At 64.7% G+C, this 18,838-nt stretch carries 21 protein-coding genes and 1 pseudogene; 19 read left to right on the top strand and 3 right to left on the bottom strand.

The window, feature by feature from the left end:
* Positions 1–109 precede the first annotated feature (109 nt).
* From NJ4_RS25455 to NJ4_RS01550, 8 genes are all read left to right on the top strand, one after another.
* Positions 110–526, top strand: coding sequence for a hypothetical protein (locus tag NJ4_RS25455; RefSeq protein ID WP_157550563.1), 417 nt, complete (start codon positions 110–112; stop codon positions 524–526).
* Position 527: 1 nt separating this feature from the next.
* The gene (locus NJ4_RS01520) at positions 528–1,748 is read left to right on the top strand and encodes an ATP-binding protein (protein ID WP_082748070.1); all 1,221 of its coding nucleotides are present in this window, start codon (positions 528–530) and stop codon (positions 1,746–1,748) included.
* 396 nt (positions 1,749–2,144) lie between these two features.
* Positions 2,145–2,552, top strand: coding sequence for a hypothetical protein (locus NJ4_RS01525; protein ID WP_067429096.1), 408 nt, complete (start codon positions 2,145–2,147; stop codon positions 2,550–2,552).
* A 139-nt stretch (positions 2,553–2,691) separates the two neighbouring features.
* Positions 2,692–2,859, top strand: a complete 168-nt coding sequence (locus NJ4_RS01530) for a hypothetical protein (protein ID WP_157550565.1) — start codon at positions 2,692–2,694, stop codon at positions 2,857–2,859.
* Positions 2,856–3,572 carry a hypothetical protein gene (locus NJ4_RS01535; protein WP_067429103.1) on the top strand — a complete coding sequence of 239 codons (717 nt, stop codon included), beginning with the start codon at positions 2,856–2,858 and terminating at the stop codon, positions 3,570–3,572. The genes NJ4_RS01530 and NJ4_RS01535 overlap by 4 nt, the downstream gene beginning before the upstream one ends.
* Positions 3,573–3,587: 15 nt before the next feature.
* Positions 3,588–4,535, top strand: a complete 948-nt coding sequence (locus tag NJ4_RS01540; RefSeq protein WP_067429105.1) for a helix-turn-helix domain-containing protein — start codon at positions 3,588–3,590, stop codon at positions 4,533–4,535.
* Entirely contained in the window at positions 4,532–5,056 is a 525-nt protein-coding gene (locus NJ4_RS01545) for a thermonuclease family protein (protein WP_067429106.1), read from the top strand. The genes NJ4_RS01540 and NJ4_RS01545 overlap by 4 nt, the downstream gene beginning before the upstream one ends.
* Positions 5,057–5,151: 95 nt before the next feature.
* Positions 5,152–5,373 carry a hypothetical protein gene (locus NJ4_RS01550; protein ID WP_067429109.1) on the top strand — a complete coding sequence of 74 codons (222 nt, stop codon included), beginning with the start codon at positions 5,152–5,154 and terminating at the stop codon, positions 5,371–5,373.
* A gap of 218 nt (positions 5,374–5,591) precedes the next feature.
* Here NJ4_RS01550 and NJ4_RS01555 read toward each other — a convergent pair whose 3' ends face one another.
* Positions 5,592–6,458, bottom strand: a complete 867-nt coding sequence (locus NJ4_RS01555; protein WP_157550567.1) for a hypothetical protein — start codon at positions 6,456–6,458, stop codon at positions 5,592–5,594.
* A 229-nt stretch (positions 6,459–6,687) separates the two neighbouring features.
* On the opposite strand from NJ4_RS01555, the gene NJ4_RS01560 reads away from it, so the two are divergent.
* Entirely contained in the window at positions 6,688–7,041 is a 354-nt protein-coding gene (locus NJ4_RS01560; protein WP_157550569.1) for a hypothetical protein, read from the top strand.
* A complete protein-coding gene (locus NJ4_RS01565; RefSeq protein ID WP_067429117.1) occupies positions 7,031–8,569 on the top strand; it encodes a hypothetical protein in 1,539 nt (512 codons plus the stop codon). Before NJ4_RS01560 ends, NJ4_RS01565 begins: the two co-directional genes overlap by 11 nt.
* A gap of 623 nt (positions 8,570–9,192) precedes the next feature.
* On the opposite strand, the gene NJ4_RS01570 is transcribed toward NJ4_RS01565, so the two are convergent.
* A complete protein-coding gene (locus NJ4_RS01570) occupies positions 9,193–10,737 on the bottom strand; it encodes a recombinase family protein (protein WP_157550571.1) in 1,545 nt (514 codons plus the stop codon).
* Positions 10,738–10,768: 31 nt separating this feature from the next.
* A pseudogene (locus tag NJ4_RS25460) lies at positions 10,769–11,065 on the bottom strand (ATPase, T2SS/T4P/T4SS family); the annotation flags it as partial.
* Between NJ4_RS25460 and NJ4_RS01580 the strand changes: the two are divergent.
* From NJ4_RS01580 to NJ4_RS01625, 9 genes are all read left to right on the top strand, one after another.
* The gene (locus tag NJ4_RS01580) at positions 11,064–12,596 is read left to right on the top strand and encodes a recombinase family protein (protein ID WP_067429125.1); all 1,533 of its coding nucleotides are present in this window, start codon (positions 11,064–11,066) and stop codon (positions 12,594–12,596) included. The pseudogene NJ4_RS25460 and the gene NJ4_RS01580 overlap by 2 nt on opposite strands.
* A gap of 13 nt (positions 12,597–12,609) precedes the next feature.
* Positions 12,610–13,131, top strand: a complete 522-nt coding sequence (locus tag NJ4_RS25465; protein WP_157550573.1) for a helix-turn-helix domain-containing protein — start codon at positions 12,610–12,612, stop codon at positions 13,129–13,131.
* A gap of 343 nt (positions 13,132–13,474) precedes the next feature.
* On the top strand, positions 13,475–13,900 hold the full coding sequence (locus tag NJ4_RS01600; protein WP_157550575.1) for a hypothetical protein: 426 nt from the start codon (positions 13,475–13,477) through the stop codon (positions 13,898–13,900).
* Positions 13,901–13,933: 33 nt separating this feature from the next.
* Positions 13,934–14,164, top strand: a complete 231-nt coding sequence (locus NJ4_RS01605) for a hypothetical protein (protein ID WP_067429141.1) — start codon at positions 13,934–13,936, stop codon at positions 14,162–14,164.
* 348 nt (positions 14,165–14,512) lie between these two features.
* A complete protein-coding gene (locus NJ4_RS01610) occupies positions 14,513–14,860 on the top strand; it encodes a hypothetical protein (protein ID WP_067429144.1) in 348 nt (115 codons plus the stop codon).
* A gap of 104 nt (positions 14,861–14,964) precedes the next feature.
* Positions 14,965–16,470, top strand: a complete 1,506-nt coding sequence (locus NJ4_RS01615; RefSeq protein ID WP_157550577.1) for a terminase large subunit domain-containing protein — start codon at positions 14,965–14,967, stop codon at positions 16,468–16,470.
* Positions 16,467–17,777: a phage portal protein gene (locus tag NJ4_RS01620; RefSeq protein ID WP_067429150.1), complete on the top strand. Its 1,311-nt coding sequence runs from the start codon at positions 16,467–16,469 to the stop codon at positions 17,775–17,777. Before NJ4_RS01615 ends, NJ4_RS01620 begins: the two co-directional genes overlap by 4 nt.
* Complete coding sequence (locus NJ4_RS25470) at positions 17,774–18,358, top strand: structural protein (protein ID WP_157550579.1); 585 nt, start codon at positions 17,774–17,776, stop codon at positions 18,356–18,358. The genes NJ4_RS01620 and NJ4_RS25470 overlap by 4 nt, the downstream gene beginning before the upstream one ends.
* A complete protein-coding gene (locus NJ4_RS01625) occupies positions 18,355–18,771 on the top strand; it encodes a hypothetical protein (protein WP_067429153.1) in 417 nt (138 codons plus the stop codon). The genes NJ4_RS25470 and NJ4_RS01625 overlap by 4 nt, the downstream gene beginning before the upstream one ends.
* Positions 18,772–18,838: the final 67 nt, after the last annotated feature.

The following is an 18,838-nucleotide window of genomic DNA, read 5'->3' on the forward strand; positions in this document are numbered from 1 at the left end:
TTTTGGCTGGAACTCGGCCGAATGGCGGTCGGTTCGATATGGATCGCAGGATCCTGATCGCTCCGGGACTCATGGTCGCCCTAGGTGATCAACCAAAAAGGAGGATCTGATGAGCACTTCCCCAGCCGAGAAGCCGGTCCCGGGCGTCGTCACCTTCACCGCCCAGGGCAACCGCGCCCTCGATCGTCTCGCCGCCAACCTGGTCGAGGAGTGCGATGGCTCCCTTACCAGGATCGCCGACATCCTCGAACAGGTGCTGTCAGTCGATCTCGAGGAACTCGCCGACAGACTCTGTGAACCCCTCGCAACTACGACCGCGGCAGGTTCGCCAACCGGGATCCCCGGCCAGGCCGCCCATCGACGACTCGACCGCGGCCGCAGGCGGCACCCCTTCTCTGTATCCGCCGAGTGTCGGGCGTTGAATCATGTGTCCCCCAGAGATTTAAAGGGTTTAAAGACCGCTAAAGCCGGCCCATCGAGGAAGGGCACATTTAAACGATTTCTAGAGGATGAATTGAGTGCCTGACGTGAACCCCTTCACTCCGACCTTCGGGACCAGTCCGCCGCTCCTTGTCGGTCGCGACAGCGATCTAGAGGACTTCCGTGAGGGCCTCCGAGACGGTCCAGGGTCACCAGAGCGCGCGACCCTCGTCACCGGGCTGCGCGGCACCGGGAAGACGGTCATGCTTAACGCCTACGAGGACGTCGCCGGCGTCGAGGGCTGGTTGGTGATCTCCGAGACCGCGACGCCGAACCTGATTGACCGCATTATTCATGAGCAATTGCCCCGCCTCTTGGCCGACGTTGACCCTCGGCAGACCACGTCGCATCTGACCGGTGTCTCCCTCCCGGGTGGCTTTGGCGCCGACCGGGAGGTCTCCGAGAGGCACGCTCCCCGCGCTGGGCTCCGGTCCCAACTGACCTTGCTGACCGACGTTCTGGGCGAGCGGGGCGGCGTCCTCATCACTGTCGATGAGGTTCACCGCAAGGGCGTCGGGGAGCTGCGTGAGCTCGGCATGACGATCCAGCATGCGTTCCGCGAGCGCCGCAATGTTGCCTTCGTTGGTGCCGGCCTTCCGTCGGCGGTTGACGACCTGCTCTCTGACGAGGTCTCGACGTTTCTGCGTCGTGCCGACCGGCGTCACCTCCGCACGGTCAGACCCGAGGAAGTCACTGAAGGGCTCGCCGTCCCCATCCGTGCAGCAGGCAGGGACATCACTCCCGAGGCGTTACAGATCGCGGTCACCGGCACGGGCGGGTACCCGTTCATGATCCAGCTGGTCGGACTGCACGTCTGGCGAGCCGACAGCGCCGCCACTGTGATCGACCCCGACCAGGCCCGTCGAGGCGTTGACCACGCGCGCCGCAAGGTCGGCCAGCTTGTGCATGCCAGCGCCCTGGCCGACCTCTCTGATGTCGACCGCTCGTTCCTGGCCGCGATGGCCCACGACGACAGCTCGAGCCGGATGGCCGACATCGCGGCCCGCCTCGGGGTCAGTCCCGCCTACGCCGGCCAGTACCGGATGCGGCTCATCGCCGCGGAGGTCATCGAGCCCCGCGGCCACGGCCTGGTCAACTTCACCCTCCCGGGCCTGCGCGACTATCTGCGCGAGCACGCCGCCAGCAGCCATTGGAGTCCGGATGTCGATCCGCACCCGACGGGCCGTCCTGAGCTGCCCGGTGCTGCGCAGGAGAGGAGTCAACTCCCGCGGCCGCCTGACGACAACGACACCCCGCGATTGCCCTGATGACACACGGCTACGGCGATCGGACGGTTGTGCCGGGCCGAGTCGGCGCCGTGACCTCGGGTAGCGGAGCGGTACGAGGCTTCGGAGGTCCGAGGTCGGCCACTCCTCGAGCAGCTCGTCGTCATCCGCGGACAGCGATGCCACCGTGGGATCGTAGTAAGCGTTCCATGCCCCGCCCGTAGACCTCCACGGCAGCGGGCGCCTCAACCCACGCCGTTACCGCGATCGCCGCGCAATGCCGCCTGGTCGTCCATGGCCGCCCAGGTTCCCGCCCATCCGCACAGTTGGGAGCCCTGCCCAGTTATCCACAGGCAAGCGATGACCTCCGTGCGAGCGCCGCCGCGATCAGCGACACTTCGGACACCAGAACCCCATCACGGGCAGAAGGAGCGATGGATGGACAACAACGACGACTGTCAGGCCACTGGACACGCGACGGCCGCCCGCGAACACGTCCACAGCTTCAACCGAGCCACGATGTGGGTACGAGACCAGATCCCATCCGAGACCTCAGACCAGCTCGCCGAGTTCGCCGACATCGCGGCCGTGCTCCCCCAAGCCTTCTCACAGCTATCCAGAGCGCTTCAGCAGACCCTGACCCACCAGGTGCTCAGCATGGACTCCATGACTGAGGAGACCGACCCCTCGATGGCGATCGGGCTCGCGCGGCTCCACCTTGAGGAGGCGCGCGGCCTCGCGGTCGACCTCCACAAGCACCTCACCTCGGCCAGCAACGCCACCGCCCACATCATCAGCCAAGGCATCGACGACGACCAAGAGCCGATGCCCGGACCCCAGGACTAAACCGGCCGTGGCCACGACGTTGTGCGGCGGATGAGGTCCCCCGGACCAGATCCAGATTTCTTCGGCGCGGTGATCGCCCCGACCGGCCAGCCTTCCTTTGGTGACTGAGACATGTCACCAGTCCACCAAGGAGCTGTCCGTGAGCAAGCCCACCGATGCACCCAGCGGCGCGCCCGACCGTGACCCTGTCCAGGAGGTCCGAGCCCACCTCGAGCAGGCAATGGCCTCGCTCGACCGGCTGCGCGAGGTACTGCCACCACCGAGCAGCATGCGCCCGCCCGATGCGGCAGACGGTGAGTCGGCATGACCGCCGAAGACACCACGCTGCACGCCACCGATGCCGTCTTCGCCGCCGAGCAGGCCATGGGACGCGCCCTCCGGGTGGTCGACGACCTCCACACCACCATCAACTCCGCGCTCCGCGTGCTCGACGACGCCGAACTCGACTCGGCCAAGGCGAGACTCACCGACCGCGGCGACTTCTACCTCGACACCGCAGCCGAGCACATTGCCCGACTACAGACTCGTGTCGGTGACCTGCCACATCAGAGTGACGAACTCTATGGCTACCTCACTCTGGCCTCCGCCTCACTCACCGAGGCGCACAACCTCCTCAACGAGACCGACGCCTCCGATCCCGAGCTCGCCAGGGATGTCGCGCAGCTGAAAACACGGATCGCCGTTGTGAGCGAGATGGTCTCGCTCGCCCAACCCCTGGCGCGCCTAGCAACCCGCCACGTCGACGGCGCGCGCCACGCCTGCCAGCAGGTCACCCCAGCGACCCTGCTGGATTCGGTCACGCTTGAGCGCAGCATCGTGACCGCTGGCAAAGAGCTCGGCCGCGCGGACGAGGATGTGCGGCTGCTCGAAGAGGTCGTGGACCACTCCGCAGCCAACGCTCGACAGGCCACCGGCATCGCCTGCGAGATCTCCGACAACGCCCGCCGACGCATGGCCGAGCACGGCCGCGCCCCGGCCCCCACGGCGGCGGCCCCGGCCGCCGGAGCCCCGACGAGGTAAGGGCGGGAGGACGTCATGGAACTCGACCAAGGCGGCCGGCGGCTCGCCGGCCTCGTGCTCGATGCCGCCGGCCGCGGCCATCACGACCAGATCACTGACCTGATCGCACCGCTCGACGACGACCAACTGCGGGCCCTCGTGACGGTACTGGCCTTCCAGGTTGAGCAGACCATGCCCGCCTCCTCTGGTGCCACCGGCCCGGCAGCGGTGTGCGAGTTGGCCATCAACGCCGTCGCCCCGATGTTCGGCACCACTGCGGAGGCGATCCTGAGTGCCGAACGCAGCCGCCCCGTCAGCGACGCCCGCGCGGTGGCCATGACGGTCGCCCGCCAGGCCGGGCTGTCGTTGCCCTCGATCGCCGAGCACTTCAACAAGAACCACGGCTCGGTGATTCACGCCGTACGCCGCACTGCCGAACGTCCCCGGCTGACCGATGCCGCTGCCCGTGTGAGCCAACACGTCAACAGTAGCTACACCGCCCGGCTCCCCCGACCCGGTGACGAGGCGACAGTCGTAAGCCTCCACGAGCAACCGCCTGCGTCGTCGTTCAATCCAGACGGACCGATCGAGCAAGCCGTCGTCGCGGCCGCCGCTGAGTTCGGCACCACCCCCGAGGTCCTCCTGGGACCCGACCGCACTCGCACGGCCGCCGACGCCCGGGCCGTGGCCATGACCGCAGCCCGGATGGACGGGCATACCCTGCCCAAGATCGCAGCTCACTTCCAGCGCGACCACACCACAGTCCTGCAGGCCACCCGGCGTATCGAGAAGACCCCGCCGCTGCGCGACCTCGCCGCGAAGATCGCCACCGGCCTTCCCCAGGAGCCGGTTCGCGCAGGTACGAGAGGGGTCGACGTCGAAGAGCAGATCCCCACCAACATCCACTGCTCCCGCAGCCTCAACGAGCAGCAGAGGGCGGTTCCCGTCGCCAGTGCTCGGGCCCAGCTGCGGGTGGCCCCGTGAAGGGCCTCATCGCCACCGCCACCGCCGCGATCGCCGTCCTCGTCGCCGGCGGGATCAAGGCTGACCTGCCCGGCGCCCCCGCCGACCCGGGCGGCACCGAGGGTGCCGTCACCCGGGTCCGCGTCGTGGCGGTCGTCGACGGCGACACGCTGCGCGTCGAGGACCTCGACGGCGGCGGTCTCGGCCGGGTCCGCCTGCTCGGCATCGACGCCCCCGAAGTTGCCCATCCCCCGAAGCCGGCCGAGTGCTACGCCACCGAAGCCACCGAGCAGCTCAAGCAGCTGACACCGGTCGGCAGCACCGTCGTCCTCACCACCGACACCGGCCAGCCCGACATCGACCGCTACGGCCGGATGCTGCGCTACGTCGACGATGCCGCCACTGACGCAGCCCGCGAACTCCTGGACGCCGGCGCAGCGCGGATCTACGACACCGACCAGCAGCTCGCCCGCGAGAGCGACTACGCCGCGGCCGCACAGGACGCCCACAACGCCGAGTCCGGCCTATGGGGCAACTGCTGAGGACCAGCTGATCGCTCCCACCCCTGGGCCGGACTTAGGAGACCAGGAGGACCGGTGCAACCGGTGCCGGTTCCGACATCCCACAGGGAGTCAGCATGAGCGACTACACCGCTCGCGAGGAAGCAGCACTTGAGGAAGAGGCCCGCCATCGCGCCGAGGAGATCCGGGCCACCGAGGAAGCCGCGGCGGCCGACACCGGTCCCTCCCCGGACGCTGAGATCGCGCAGGTCCACCGATCGGGTCGTCAGCACGACCACACCGACACCGCCGCCTATCAGCGTCCCCAGCTTGGCCGCCGTCGCGGCCCGCGCCGATAGCCCCGGGAGGTGTTCAGCGATGGCTGCACCGCTCGCGCCGGTCACCCCTGCCGATCACGGCCAGTCGACGGTGCGCTGGGTCGACTGCTCACACCGGCTGGGCCCACTGCCGTGCATGAATCACAAGCCGCACGCAGGTGACGGACATGGTTGCGTTCACCACTCCACGTCCGGCTTCGAGGACGACGAGTAGGCACGTGGACTGCCCACGCGCGGGCTCAGTCGGGCACCAGGTGCAGCCGCGGCCGCTGAGGCGGCGTCGCGGAAGCTTCGAGGCGGTGCAGTCGCTCGAGTGTCATCGGATACCCGTAGCGGCGAAGCAGCCCCGCCAGTACCCCGCCCAGCCCGAGCTCGACCACCAACTGGTCCGCACCAGCATCTGCCCTCGCCTCGATCACGCGGCCGGCCGCCGGCACCAGATAGGTCAGCGCGATGACCGTCCCACCCAGCAGCCCCGGCCATGTCCGGCCCTCAGCGACCGACTGCACCACGCAGATCCCGCCCACGACGCCGCGCAGCGTCCAGGCCACCCGCATGAACGGCAGCCAGGCGAACGCCTGGCCCACACCGCGGAACGCGGCAACCACCATCCGCCACGGCGTCGTGGCTGCCAGCACCGCAGTCTCCAACCGCGGACGGATCGCCCGGCGCCGACCGACCGCGTGCGCCAGCACCGCCACGGCCTCCGCACCACTCACGGCACCGCGGTAGGTCCCCTCCACCAGTCCCGGCGTGATGACCACCGCCCGGTGCCCGATCGCCAACGCCACCGGCGTCTGCGGACGCTGCACACGTCGCACGTACAGGGAACCGACGTCAATGCCGCGTCCACCCAGCTCGGCCAGGACCGGCGCCATCACCCGGGCCTCGGCCTCCGACGCAGGCCGCGATCCGGTCAGCAACCCGAGCGCTGTGTCCTCAAGTTGACCCAGTGCCAAGGCAACCAACACGGCCGCCCAAGCCAGGAACAGCACCAAACCCAGCAACGGTGGAACCACAGCGAACACGACCACGGCGAGCACGAAACTCACCAGCAACGCCGGCCCGAGGGTCACCACCCTCAGCACCGTCATCGGAACCTTCATCTCGAGCACCTCCATCGGTCAGCACTAGTGCGAATCTCTCGACTTTGTCCCGAGGTGATCGTCCGACGACTTCCACGCGACTTAGGCGAACAAGACCAGTCTGTGGCCACCCGCCGACACCAACGGAGTTATCCACAGGCTCAACTCACGGGCGAGCACTAACCGGCTCGAAGACGGCTTCATGGAGCAGACCCGATCCCGGACCGCCCCAGACCGAAAGGACACCCCGGTGAAGATCCTCGGTGACGACGACAGCTGGGACCGCCTCGGCTCCATCACGCAGTTGCTGCACCAGGTCGCATCCCGCGTCTGGGACGACGCAGAGCCGGACTCTCCACTGCAGTCTCTGGGACTCGGCGTCTACCTGGCACAAGCCCAAGCCTCTGCGCTCCTCCCCGAGGGCTACCAACTGCCCGACGTCGACATCGAGGACCTCGACAACCAGAGCGCACTGCAACTGCTCACGGCCGCGGAGGAGCTCACCCGGCCACTTCCTGCGCATCTCCCCGACCTGGTCAACAGCTCCCAACTGGTGGCCGACCTGTGCGACCTGATCCGGGAGGCACGCGGCCTTGGATGCTGACCACCCACGCTTCGCCGACGTCGACGACGCGCTCTTCGACACCACGCGGATCCCACGCACCTCGCGGGACATCCGCACCGTAGGCGAGCTGCTGCACGACGTCGACCACTCCGCGCGCCAACTGTTGTTGGACGTCACCGGCGACGACGCCGGCCGACTCCTACACGCCTGGCCCGGCCTGGTCACGGCCGCAGCGTCGCTGTGGAACAGCCTGCCCGGCCAAGGCCCCCGCGATGTCGTCTACCCCCGAGACGTTCCGATCACCCACCTCGCCGCTCTCGCCGGGGCGATCGGCCAGAGCCTCCAACGCACCAGCTGGCCACCTACAAGCCGGCCCGATCCGCGGCTGACACAGATGGCCAGAACTTTCAGGCAAGCCCGCGACCTCGTGCACCGCTACGGCGCCGAGATCCCTCTCCATCGCTCTGGGACCTTCCGCGACCTCGAGGCCGCCCGTGCACGGACCATGCACTCCCTCTACATATCTGCCCACGCCCTTGGGGTTTCCCTGCACCAGTACGGGCAAGCACGCTACGAGGCGTCCCTGGAGAGCGACAGCCCCCTCCAGCTCAGCCAACTCCACTCTGCCTACGCACTGCGGCCCACCACCGGATGGATTGGCCGGATGTCCGTCTCCGAGAGACTCGCCGGACGCTACCTCGACGGACGCTTCACCGAGACACTCCAGGGCGAAGCCATAGCACCCATCGAGGACGACACTCGTCTCCCCCGAGCCCTCGCAGGATGGGACATCCAGGCCCACCGCACCCTCGCCTCCGACGCATGGCCGACCAACATGGTCCTCATCACACGCACCCAAGGCCTCATCGCCGGTGCCGCGATGGTGCTCGTCGATGCCGCACAACTCGCCGGCCACCTCGAGCCCACCGACCGGCTCATCCCCGCGATCGCCGAGACTGGCCGTGCTTGGAGCAACCTCGCCAGCCGCTGGGGGGACCTGACTCTCCCTCACGCCCGCCTGGATCCCAACCTGATGCGCGCTGCAGCCGAACTCCGCGCCGCCTACCGCGAGCTCACCCACGACGCCACCACAATGGCGAGCCTCACCGTCATCGCCACCAGGCCCGGCCTCGAACGCGGCACCATGGCGTCCCTCCACGCCCTCGAGTCCGGCGCCGAACTCGCCTACGTCGTCGCCGAAAAGGCCAGCACCCCAGGACTCACCGGCCCCGCGCGGGCGCTCTCCATCCGTGCCCACAACGACATCGAGCTCGGCCTGGCCGACCCCCACCCCGACGGTGACGTCGTCTGGGTCTCGCCAGCCGCCATCCTCGCTCGCAGAACAATCCTGGTACCGCCGCCAGTGCGGGAGTCGCTGCGTGCGGCGAGTGCAAGTACCGCTGCCGCGACATCCGTTGCCGCGGCGGTGACGACGGTTGTCCTTGCCAATAGCCAAGACGCGGCAACGGCCAGTGAGCCACAGCAGCCGCACAAGAGTCACCTTCGGTCAAACGCTGCATCACGCGCCTGTCCCGACATCTCGTCCGCCCGGGCTCTCGCGCCGTGACGCGGCCGGCGTCGAAATTTCACCCCTCGCCCACAACATCCGCGTCACTGAGAACACCGACCAACTCGCACGCGAATGATCGCGCAGAGCAGTTCGTACCTTGCATCAGGCGGCTCCTGGGTCAATGCAGTTCGAGCAGCGTTCGACACCGCACCTGACGCTAACCGTGATGTCCACTCGGGGGTGCTGAAGGTGGAGATCTTGCGAAGGTTCGCCCGATGGCCGTCGACTCCTCCAGCGACGCGGACACATTCAGCGCAGGCCACGGCCGCCGAACCGGATCTCATGCCTTTGGCGCCCGATCAGCACGCCGACTCGCCAAGTGTCCGGGCGAAAAAACTACCGGCTGAATTTGATCGCCCTCACCTGGTTGCCGCACTTAGGTGACCAGAAGGCTCGGGCGCATCTACGCCCGCCATAGCGGCTCTACTGGAGGTTGGCATGAGCGACTACGCGACTCAGAGCGGGACCGAGATTGCCGAGCGCTTCCCCGCCCTGCCAGAGAATGTCGCCGATCGACTCCTAAACTTGCTGCTTCCATGCGCCCTCGTTCCGGGCAGCTGCGAAACAGACTCGACAAGCCTGAGCGGCAAGTCGCCCGCCCCGGATGCCACCAGGGCCACTCAGAGCGAAGGAATGTCGTCCGAGCCACTGGCGTCCTGAAGAAGCATCGCACTCGGCTTGACCTCGACCCGTCCAGGATCGAAAACGCGGCCACGAACCACAGCCCGCTTGATTGTCACGTCGAGCAGGAGGCGGACCACTTCGCGCTGGTCCATAAGGTCGGCATTTGCCCAGCCGTCCTGAAGTGTGGCAGCACTCAACAGTCGTCGCAGGGCAGGTGAGGACACGGCAGCAACCTGTTGACCGCGCAGATCCTCGATTGCGTCCTCGATTCGCCGTGTCTCTGCCGCATAGGCTCGAAGGGTCAGTTCGCCCGAATCACGCAATGCCTCGACTTCCTCAAGTTCGGACTCTCGCTCCGATATGCGTGAGGAGATGTCGGGGCCCTTGGCTGCAGCAGTCTCGCGCCGCCTGTGCGCCTCCGCCAAGGCACCCTGGAAGTCGGGACGCTCAAAAAGCGCCAACAGAACCTCCTCGATCCGTTCGTCGACGCGATTCGCCGTCGCTGTGACTCTCATGCACCCCTCATGGCGGCAGACATAGGCCCGCGGCATTCGGGACAGATTAGTGGCGGCCTTCACGCGCGCCCCGCATTCTCCGCAACGCGCGATGCCGGAGAGCAGATGCCTCGGCTCAGGACCGCGGGGGGCGCTCACGCTCAGCCGCGCTGGGTCGACAAGGAGCGCGTGCAGTCGTAGCCAGGTCCCGTACTCGATGACGGGGTCCCAATCGGCTTGCCCGATATCCTCGCCTCGATGCACTCGGCGACCAGCAATCGTCGGATTCCGCAGCAGCTGACGCAATGTCGACGGTTCCCAGAGCGTCACGACGCCCGCAGGATCGTGTTCCAGCGTCTGACGCCGCGGCCGTCGCGGAGTCGGGACACCGCGCGCGTTGAGGTCACGGCAGATGCCGCGCAGCGTGGCACCGTCCAGAAGCGCGGCGGCGGCATCAGCGAGAACCTGAGCCTCGGGCGACAGTCGGGACGGATCATCCTCCGAGTACGGGGTCTGACGTACCAGCACCCCCGTGGTCGGTTCGTACTCACGGCGGTAGCCGTACGGTAAGCGGCCGTGCGGACGGCGCCTATCCGCGTTGGTCGCTACAGTCCTCAGATTGCGATCACGGATGTCGCTAGCCTCGCGCTCAGCCAGGAGCGCGTCCAGCCCGGTGGAGAGCCGGTCATCGGCTCGGGTCAAGTCGAATCGTCGTCCCTTGTAGACGAGGTGGACGCCAGCGTCGTGACAGGCAGACCGCAGACGGACGTAGTCCTCCAGATCGCGGGACGCCCTGCTCATCTCCCAAACAAGAGCAACATCAACCGCTCGCCCGCGAATCAGGTCGAGTGCCTCCTCGAAGCCTTCACGCTCACGCTTCCGATAAGCGCTGGCAGACCGATCGTCGTCGCGGATGGTGTGCGTAATGACGACACCGTTGGCTGTCGCCCAGCGCTCGTTCTCGCGGAGTTGCGTGCTGACGCTCGCACCGCGTCGTTTGGGATCGCGGCTCGCGCGTCCGTAGGACAAGCCCGTTTCGGGAGGCACGCGGCAAGGATACTTTACATATCCCTTTTTGAATGTTCTCCCCGGCGAGGAGCGGCAGGGTGCACATCTTCACCAACGCCTCTCGAGCACTGTTGGCGTGGATCGTGCACATGCCGGGCAACCCGGCGTTGAGCGCCAGCAGGAGGTCGAGGCACTCTTCGGCGCGGACCTCACCGACGATCACCCGACTGGGTCGCATGCGCAGGCTCTCCTTGACGAGATCGCGCAGCCGGATCTCGCCGGTGCCCTCCAACCCGGCCTGCCGGGTCTGCATCGGAACCCAGTCCGGGTGGCCGAACTGCACTGAATAGCCGTAGAGTGTGCACATGACCACAGAGACCAAGCGGGCCGCGCTCTACCTCCGGCTTTCCGATGACAAGAAGAAGACCGGCGAGAACGTGGCCGATCAGGAGCGCGGCGGCAGAGAACTGGCCAAGTCACGGGGCCTGACTGTCGTAGCCGTCTATTCGGACAACTCCCGACCGGCCTCTGATCCTGAGCATCAGCCGCGACCCGAGTTCGAACGACTCATGGCCGATGCTGAGACGGGCCTCTTTGATGCAGTGATTTGCCGTCACGCTGACCGGCTCTATCGTCACCCGATTGACCAACTTCGGGTCTCCAGCACGTTCGGGCCGCGCAAGATCACGATCCATCAGGAATGGAGCGGCTACCCGCTCGACCTCTCGACCCCGACCGGCGTGCTTAACGCGGGCATCGCGGCACAGGTGGCCCTCTACGAAATTCAGCACAAGAAGGAGAGGCAGCGCGCCACTAACGATGCTCTCTTGAAGGCTGGCAAGCCGCAGCCGGGTGGCCCGCGCCCGTTCGGTTTCAACAGGGACATGACCCCGAATCTGGCCGAAGCCACAGAGGTCGGACTTGCTACTCAGGCCGTGCTCTCAGGTGTCTCGTTGGGCGCGATCATCCGCGACTGGAACGAGAGAGGCATCACCGCAACACGTGGCGGAAAATGGGGTTACTCATCCATGCGGACGCTTCTTCTCAGGTGGAGCAACGCAGGCATCCGGCAACGCACGATCACGGATCCTGTAACCCGGAAGAAGACTGTTGTGGAGCACGGCGCGGGCACGTGGGAAGGCTTCATCAGTGAAGCGGACTTCCGAGCACTCAAGGCCAAGTTGGAAGACCCCGCGCGGATCAGGCACAGAGGCGAGACTGGCCGTAAGCACCTTCTCTCGCACATCCTCAAGTGTGGGAAGTGCCAGAGCCCGCTACGGGCATCGCACACGACTACCCGCGCAGGACTGCACTACATGATGTATCAGTGCTCCGGCTCCGGGTGCCGTCTCGGAATCGACTACGACACTGCCGAGCGCGTAGTCATCCGCGCCGTTGCCTCACGTCTGGCCATGCCTTCCCCGTCGATGCTCGCTCTCACTGCCGACGAGCGGAAGAAGGCAGGAGACGCACACACGCGGCTGACCCAGATCACCGAGGACGAACAACTCATCGAAGAGTCCAAGATTTCCGCAGCGTCAAAGATCAGGCAGTTGGAATCTCTCCAGACCGAGCGCGAGCACTTGGAGAACATCGTTTCCGGCATCGGGCAGCGCATGGCCCTTGCCGCGATGATGCAGGATCAGATTCCCGTCATCAGCAAGGGCAAGGCATCGCTGAGCAAGGCCTCTGAAGCCATGGCCGAAGCACTCGACAGGTTCGAAGGTCTCGACCTTGACCGCAAGCGCGAACTCATCCGCTCTCTGTTCTCCGTGTCCGTAGAACCGTCTCTCAAGGGAGTTCGCCCGACCAAGGAGACAGCCGCAAAGCGGCTCGTCCTTACCCGTCTCGACCCCGCCACTGGACAACCTGAGCAAGAGGAATCGGAAGCCGCGTAGCCGATACTTCGGCGTGGCCAGACTTTCAGATTCAGAGATTGAAATCCGTTTTGCCTTCCTCTTCGCTGAAGCCGCCGAAGCCTTCCGAACCGATCCCGAGTACGTCGTCAGGATCGGTGAGCATGTCGGTTGGATGCTGGAACAGGGACAACTTCCGCTGAAGCAGCGAGAACGCAAACACAGAGCCCGTGTCGAACACAGCGCACCTGAGCCGAAGCAGCCGGAAGCGGCTCCTGAGCCTGACCCGAAAGAACAGAGGAACGCGAAAATCGTCAGGCTCCGCGCCGGTGGCCTGACACACAGCGAGATCGGCCTATCAGTCGGGCTCAGTCCTTCCGGCGTGAGGCACGTCCTCAATCAGGCGCAGAGCAACACACCTCGCACCCGCTCGAAGAAGTGGGCGCAGCGCGATCTGCGCATCCTTGAGATGCACGAGCGCGGCGTGAAGGGCCGTGACATCGCGAAGATTCTCGGAGTGTCGAAAGCAACTGTGTCGATGAGGCTCAAGAAGATTCGCGCCGATACTTTCGCGTGACCATTCGCAACGTTCTCCGACACCGCGCAACGGTGAAGCGCTCAACCACGGTCATGGTTGGCGGAGTTCCGTCTACGCAGTGGGTCACCATCAGTGAGGCTCTTCCGTGCTTGCTCGACACAGGCACAGCGGCACAGCCTGAGCCGACGTATACGGCCACGCAGCAACAGACGCTAGACCGCTCCGGCGTGCTCTTCTCCCTCCCTGCCTCAGACCTGAAGGCAGGCGACCGGCTCACCTTCACCCGTGGCCAGACGGGGAACTTCGTCGTGAAGGCCGACCCCGCGAACATCAGCACGTTGAACGGTCCTCATCATCGGGAACACCGCGTAGAGGAAACCCCGTGAGCACGCCGCTTGTGGACTCCGTGACAGCGATCCTGAGGGCCGTATTGCCTGCCGATGTCCCGATCTCTGCAGGAGCCACCACACAGCGGGTGGAGGGCACAGGCGCGGCAGTGGTCGAGGTGCTCGACGGTGGGCCGTGGGCGATCCCGCGCGGGACGCAGGAACTCCGCGTAGTTCACTTAAATATTCTGGCCGACTGCACCCGTGAGGACGGCTTGCCCGTGGCCGACGATGCAGACCGTAGGGCTTGGGCGATCTATGAGGACATTCACGATGTGTTGCACGACGTCGCCCACGAACTGAAGAACTCAGACTCCAGAATCCATGAGAGCAGCCGCGTCGATGGGCCGTCATTCACCAATCTCCCTGATGGTGACGGCTCCGTCATGTGCACTGTTCGATACGCGATCCTGAGTGACTGAGGATTTTCAGCGAGAGATTCCGATACTTCGCGTATGAACTCCACTCTGACCGGCCTTGCACTCGTTGAGCGCTTGCTCATGGAAGACGGCGAAGGAGTTCAGGACATCGCCCGTACGACACCTCCCGATGAGTTGGGCGAACTGGTCTCTGTGCTCGCCACTCTCTTGGCCGCGCAGATGCACGGGCAGTACGGCAACGTCGGAGCGCTGGAGAAGATCACCGATTGGCGACACCTCTACGTGATGGGCAAGGCCGATGCGTAAGCCGTGCCTGAGTTGTGGAGAACTGAGCGACAGCACTCGTTGCGATCCGTGCCGACTGGAGCACGAGAGGCCGAAGCGCAGGCAGCAAGAGCGCACACGCGACAGAGGCAACAGCACAGAGCGCGGCTATGACGCAGCGTGGCAACGGCTGAGCAAGAGAGCGCGACGAATCCAACCGTGGTGCTCGCGATGCAACTCAAGCGATGACCTCACGACAGATCACAAGCCGAGCGCATGGGACAAGCACGCAAAGGGCTTGCCTCTCGCTCTTACTGATGTCGATGTGCTCTGCAACGACTGCAATCGAAAAGCAGGCTCATCCCGTCCCGGCTCTGAGAGGTGGCAGGCATGGCAACGCGACGCTTTGACGGTGACGTGAACGCATTCATCGCACAGGCAAGACACATCGCAGACTTTCCTGACCGGCTCAAGCGGAACATGGATGCCGTCCTTGAGGCCGCGTTCATCGACACCCAAGCCGAAGTGCACGTCATCTCGGGGATGCTCAAGGAATCAGGCGACTGGAGCAGTCACACGGACGAGAACGGCGACTACGTAGGAGAGATCTCCTACGGCGGTGCGCTCGCTCCTTACGCAATCTACGAACTCCAGCGCAAGGGCCACACGACGCTAGACAACGTGATGATCCGCTACTCAGACGCGTTCGAAGCGGCCATAAACGAAGCGCTGGAGTGACTCGAAACCCGAAGAGGTGGGGAGTTACCGGGGTCGGCAAAGGGTCTCGACCCGAGGGTTTTAAGGCAAGAGCCGGTTGAACGAGAGGAACAGGAGGGCAGGCAGTGGCTTCTATCGCACAGACAGCGCCGAATTCTGCCCCTCTGCGCACTGGCCGCAAGGCGAATGTCTCTCCTGACCCTCTCGACCTCTCACAGGCACCTAGGAAGGGCTGGAAGCGCGTTGCATGGTTCGCTGAAAACTTCCTGACTGTTCCTCACGGCTACGGGCGCGGGAAGCCGTTCAAACTCCGCAAGTGGCAGATCGTCATCCTGATGGGTCTGTTCCCGATGCGGGGAGACCGGCCAAGCAAGGGACTTCTGTCCCTGCCACGTGGGAACGGGAAGTCATCGCTCTCAGCGGTGATCGCGCTCTATCTCATCTTCTGCGAAGAGGAGTGGAGCCCGATTGTCTTGCTCTGTGCCTCTGACCTCAGACAGGCCGGGATCATCCTGAACATGGCTCGCCGCATGGTGGAACTGAGCCCGGAACTGAGCAGCCGCACGAAGGTCTACCAAGATCGGCTTGTCATGCCGTTCTGTGACGGCTCTATCCAAGCGATGCCCGCAGACGTGAACGCGCTTCAGGGCTGGAGAGGTCACGCTCTCGTTGACGAACTCCACACAGTGAGCCCTGACATCTGGGAGAGCGTGCTTCTGGCCGCAGGCAAGCAGGAGAACTCACTTACTCTCGCGATCAGCACACCGGCTGTGTCTGAGGAATCGGTGATGTGGACTCTCGTTTCTGAGAATCGAGAAACCCCCGATCCTGACTTCTACTTCCGTGAGTACACATCTGATCCGACTCATCCCGTGGACTGTCTCCACTGTGAACGGCAGTCGAATCCCGCTCTTGGCGACTTCCTCAACCGGAAGAGCATGGCCAGTGTCCGCAAGAGCACCCGTGAGAGCGAGTACCGGCGTCTGAGGTTGGGCCAGTGGCCGACGAAGACAGAGGACTCATTCCTCAGCACTGACGAAGTGGACTCGATCACCGCAGGCCGAAAGATCGATCTGGGCTCACGTGTCGTCATCGGCGTGGACGGCTCGACCACGGGAGACGCAACAGCGATCACTCTTGCCACCATCGAAGAGATTCCGTTGCTCGATCTGGCCAGAATCTGGGAGCCCGCCAACGAACACGACGAGGCCTATCGCGTGCCTGTGCTCGACGTGGAAGACGAAATCCGTTTGTTGTGCACGAAGTACGACGTTGCCGAGATTGTGTTCGACCCGTGGCTCTATCAGCGCACGATGGAAGTGCTCACCCAAGAGGGCTTGCCCGTCGTCGCGCATCCTCAGTCGCGGCAGCGCATGGGACCGCTCACGATCAGTTTCTACGAAGCAACTTCCAACCGTCTGGTCTCGATCACGCGCAGTCCGATACTTCGTGCGCACCTTCTGAACTGTCGCGTTCACGAGACCCCGCAAGGGCCAGTGCTTCGCAAGGTCACCCAGAAGAGCGCACGCAAGATCGACGCCGCAATCTCAGCGCTCATGGCCTACGGGAGAGCGGCACATCTCGCGCAAGAGAAGCCGAAGACTTTCAAGATGGTGAGGACACGACGATGAGCAGCATTGTTGAGAAGATGAGTGCCGCTCTCGATACGCGCGCAGCAACAGTGAACGAGTGGACAGCCCGCTACCGGGGTGAGTCTCAGTTCGTTCTCTTGACCCAAGAGCAGCGGGACGCGCTGAAGAACCGTCTCTCTTCGCTCTCGATCAACTACGGCGCTCTTGCCGTGGACTTGCTCAACGAGCGGCTTCGTCTGATCGGCTTCACCATCGACGGCACTCCTGATCTGAACCTCTGGGAACGCTGGGCAGATGTCGGGATGCTCGACGGAGCGCAGCAGGTGCAACGCGATGCACTGGCCACGGGTCAGGGCTTCGTCTCTGTGTGGGCTGACGAAGACGGCGAACCGATTGCCCTTCCCGAGTCCGCGTCACAGTGCATCGTGAAGCGCGATCCCGTCTCCCGTCGTGTCGTCGTGGGATTCAAGCGCTGGCAGGCAGACGGCTACGGACATGCCGCGCTCTATCTCCCCGATCAGATTCAGATTCTCAAATCTCAAAGTCACGTCCCTGAAGGCGGCTACACAGCGCCGAACGGCTGGCAGACCACGAGCACGATCCCAAATCCTCTTGGCCGCGTGCCGTTGCTCGACGTGACCAATCTCGGAAGCGTTCAGGACGTCTACGGAGTCTCCGAGTTGGAGGGATTGCGCGACCTCACAGACGCTCTGCAGAAAGTGATGGTTGACGCGATGTTGAGCAGTCACGAGACCGGCACCGCTCGACGTTGGGCTACCGGCTTGGGAACGATCCAGACCGACGAAGACGGAGCCGCTGAAGATCCGTGGGCAGACGGCACCGCCACGGTTCAGCACGAATCGCCCGATGCGAAGTTCGGTCAGTTCAGCCCTGCCGACCTCGCAGGCTTCGACACGTTGGCGGGTCTCATCGTGAGGCAGATCGGCGCATTGTCTGGGCTCTCCCCGCAGATGCTGGGATTGCACGCTGACAGCGCGATGAGCGCCGATGCGATCCGCGCGGCTGAGGCTTCCCTTGTGGCAAAGGCCGAAGCCCGACAACGCACATTCGGCAGGGCTTGGGCACAGGTGGCCGCGCTCTTGCTCGCGATCCGTGACGGCGGAGACCCGAAGCGATTCAAGGTCATGCCGGTCTGGTCTGACCCCGCTACGCGCAGCGAAGCACAGGCAGCCGATGCCGCTGTGAAGTTGCGTCAGGCCGGGATCCTCTCGACACAGGGCACGCTGGAGCGTCTGGGGATGTCTCCGCGTGAGATCGCGCAGGAGCAGCAGCGCGCAGCCGCTGACATGGCAATGCAGGTCGCTTCAGGTCAGGTCTCCCCGTGACCACACAGGCACCGGAGCAAGAGGCAGACAGCGCAGCGGCAAAGGTGCTCGCGATTCTGGCGATGTACGAAGCCGCCACGATCACGCAGGACACAGCCGCGCAGGCAATCGCTACAGCCACGTTCGCAGGCAAGGCCGTTGCCTCACGTTGGGCCGATGCCTACATCTCCACGTTGGCCAACGTCAGGCCGACAGGGCTCATCCCCGACCGCGAAGAACTCGACCGACTGGCCGACGCAGCACAGACAGTGCTCTCTGAAGACGCAGAGGCGACACAGGAGCGCTTAGAACGTCTGGCGCGGGCAGAAGTCCTCAGCAGCAAACAGCAGGCTCTCAGAGCGGCAATTGAATCCGCAGGCTTTGAATTCTGGCAACGCATCGGCGCGGCTGACTGTTGCGAAGAAATCTGCCGTCCGCTCGACAACGAGATTCAGCCGGTCAAGCGCATCTTCTGGGCTCACCCGCTCTGCCGTTGTCGTCTCGTGCCCTATGGGGAACGCACACAGCAGCCGGAGCCCGTGGAAGCCACACAATCCCCGCTCTTCACAATCACAAGAGGCGTCGAAAGGACAGCATCATGACTGAGGAATCAGCCGCAGAGCAGCCCGCAGTTTCGGGAGACGCAGACAGCACAGGCGAAACGGAGCAGGAACAGCCCGTAGAGCGCACCTACTCCCAAGCCGAGTACGACGCGCTGAAGGAAGAATCAATCAAGCACCGAAAGGCTTCGAAGTTGGCCGACACGTTCCGCGACGCGCTCCGACAGGCAGCGTGCAAGCAGGCATCTTCCGGAGTTCTTCACGAGCCGATCCAGTGGAGCGACGACTTCGACGGAGAAGACGGCTTGCCGGATCACGAGCGCATCACTGAAGCCGTGGCAGCGCTCGCAGAATCGAAGCCGTGGATGACTCGTGTTCGCGGAGATGCGGGCATCGGCTTCCGTGGCGACGACTCAGACGCAGATGTTGATCTGGTTGCATTGATGCGCGGCTGACAGTTCAAAAACTTTCTGAAGACGTGCATGTCTGACCCCGTGGCCGTACGTACTACATAGGCACCGA

Source organism: Nocardioides jensenii JCM 1364 = NBRC 14755 (assembly GCF_001552535.1).
Lineage (GTDB): Bacteria > Actinomycetota > Actinomycetes > Propionibacteriales > Nocardioidaceae > Nocardioides > Nocardioides jensenii.

Coding starts and splice junctions, on each gene's coding strand:
- NJ4_RS25455 (WP_157550563.1), top strand. CDS start 110: ATGAGCACTTCCCCAGCCGAGAAGCCGGTCCCGGGCGTCGTCACCTTC.
- NJ4_RS01525 (WP_067429096.1), top strand. CDS start 2,145: ATGGACAACAACGACGACTGTCAGGCCACTGGACACGCGACGGCCGCC.
- NJ4_RS01535 (WP_067429103.1), top strand. CDS start 2,856: ATGACCGCCGAAGACACCACGCTGCACGCCACCGATGCCGTCTTCGCC.
- NJ4_RS01540 (WP_067429105.1), top strand. CDS start 3,588: ATGGAACTCGACCAAGGCGGCCGGCGGCTCGCCGGCCTCGTGCTCGAT.
- NJ4_RS01550 (WP_067429109.1), top strand. CDS start 5,152: ATGAGCGACTACACCGCTCGCGAGGAAGCAGCACTTGAGGAAGAGGCC.
- NJ4_RS01555 (WP_157550567.1), bottom strand. CDS start 6,458: ATGAAGGTTCCGATGACGGTGCTGAGGGTGGTGACCCTCGGGCCGGCG.
- NJ4_RS01580 (WP_067429125.1), top strand. CDS start 11,064: ATGACCACAGAGACCAAGCGGGCCGCGCTCTACCTCCGGCTTTCCGAT.
- NJ4_RS01605 (WP_067429141.1), top strand. CDS start 13,934: ATGAACTCCACTCTGACCGGCCTTGCACTCGTTGAGCGCTTGCTCATG.
- NJ4_RS01610 (WP_067429144.1), top strand. CDS start 14,513: ATGGCAACGCGACGCTTTGACGGTGACGTGAACGCATTCATCGCACAG.
- NJ4_RS01620 (WP_067429150.1), top strand. CDS start 16,467: ATGAGCAGCATTGTTGAGAAGATGAGTGCCGCTCTCGATACGCGCGCA.
- NJ4_RS01625 (WP_067429153.1), top strand. CDS start 18,355: ATGACTGAGGAATCAGCCGCAGAGCAGCCCGCAGTTTCGGGAGACGCA.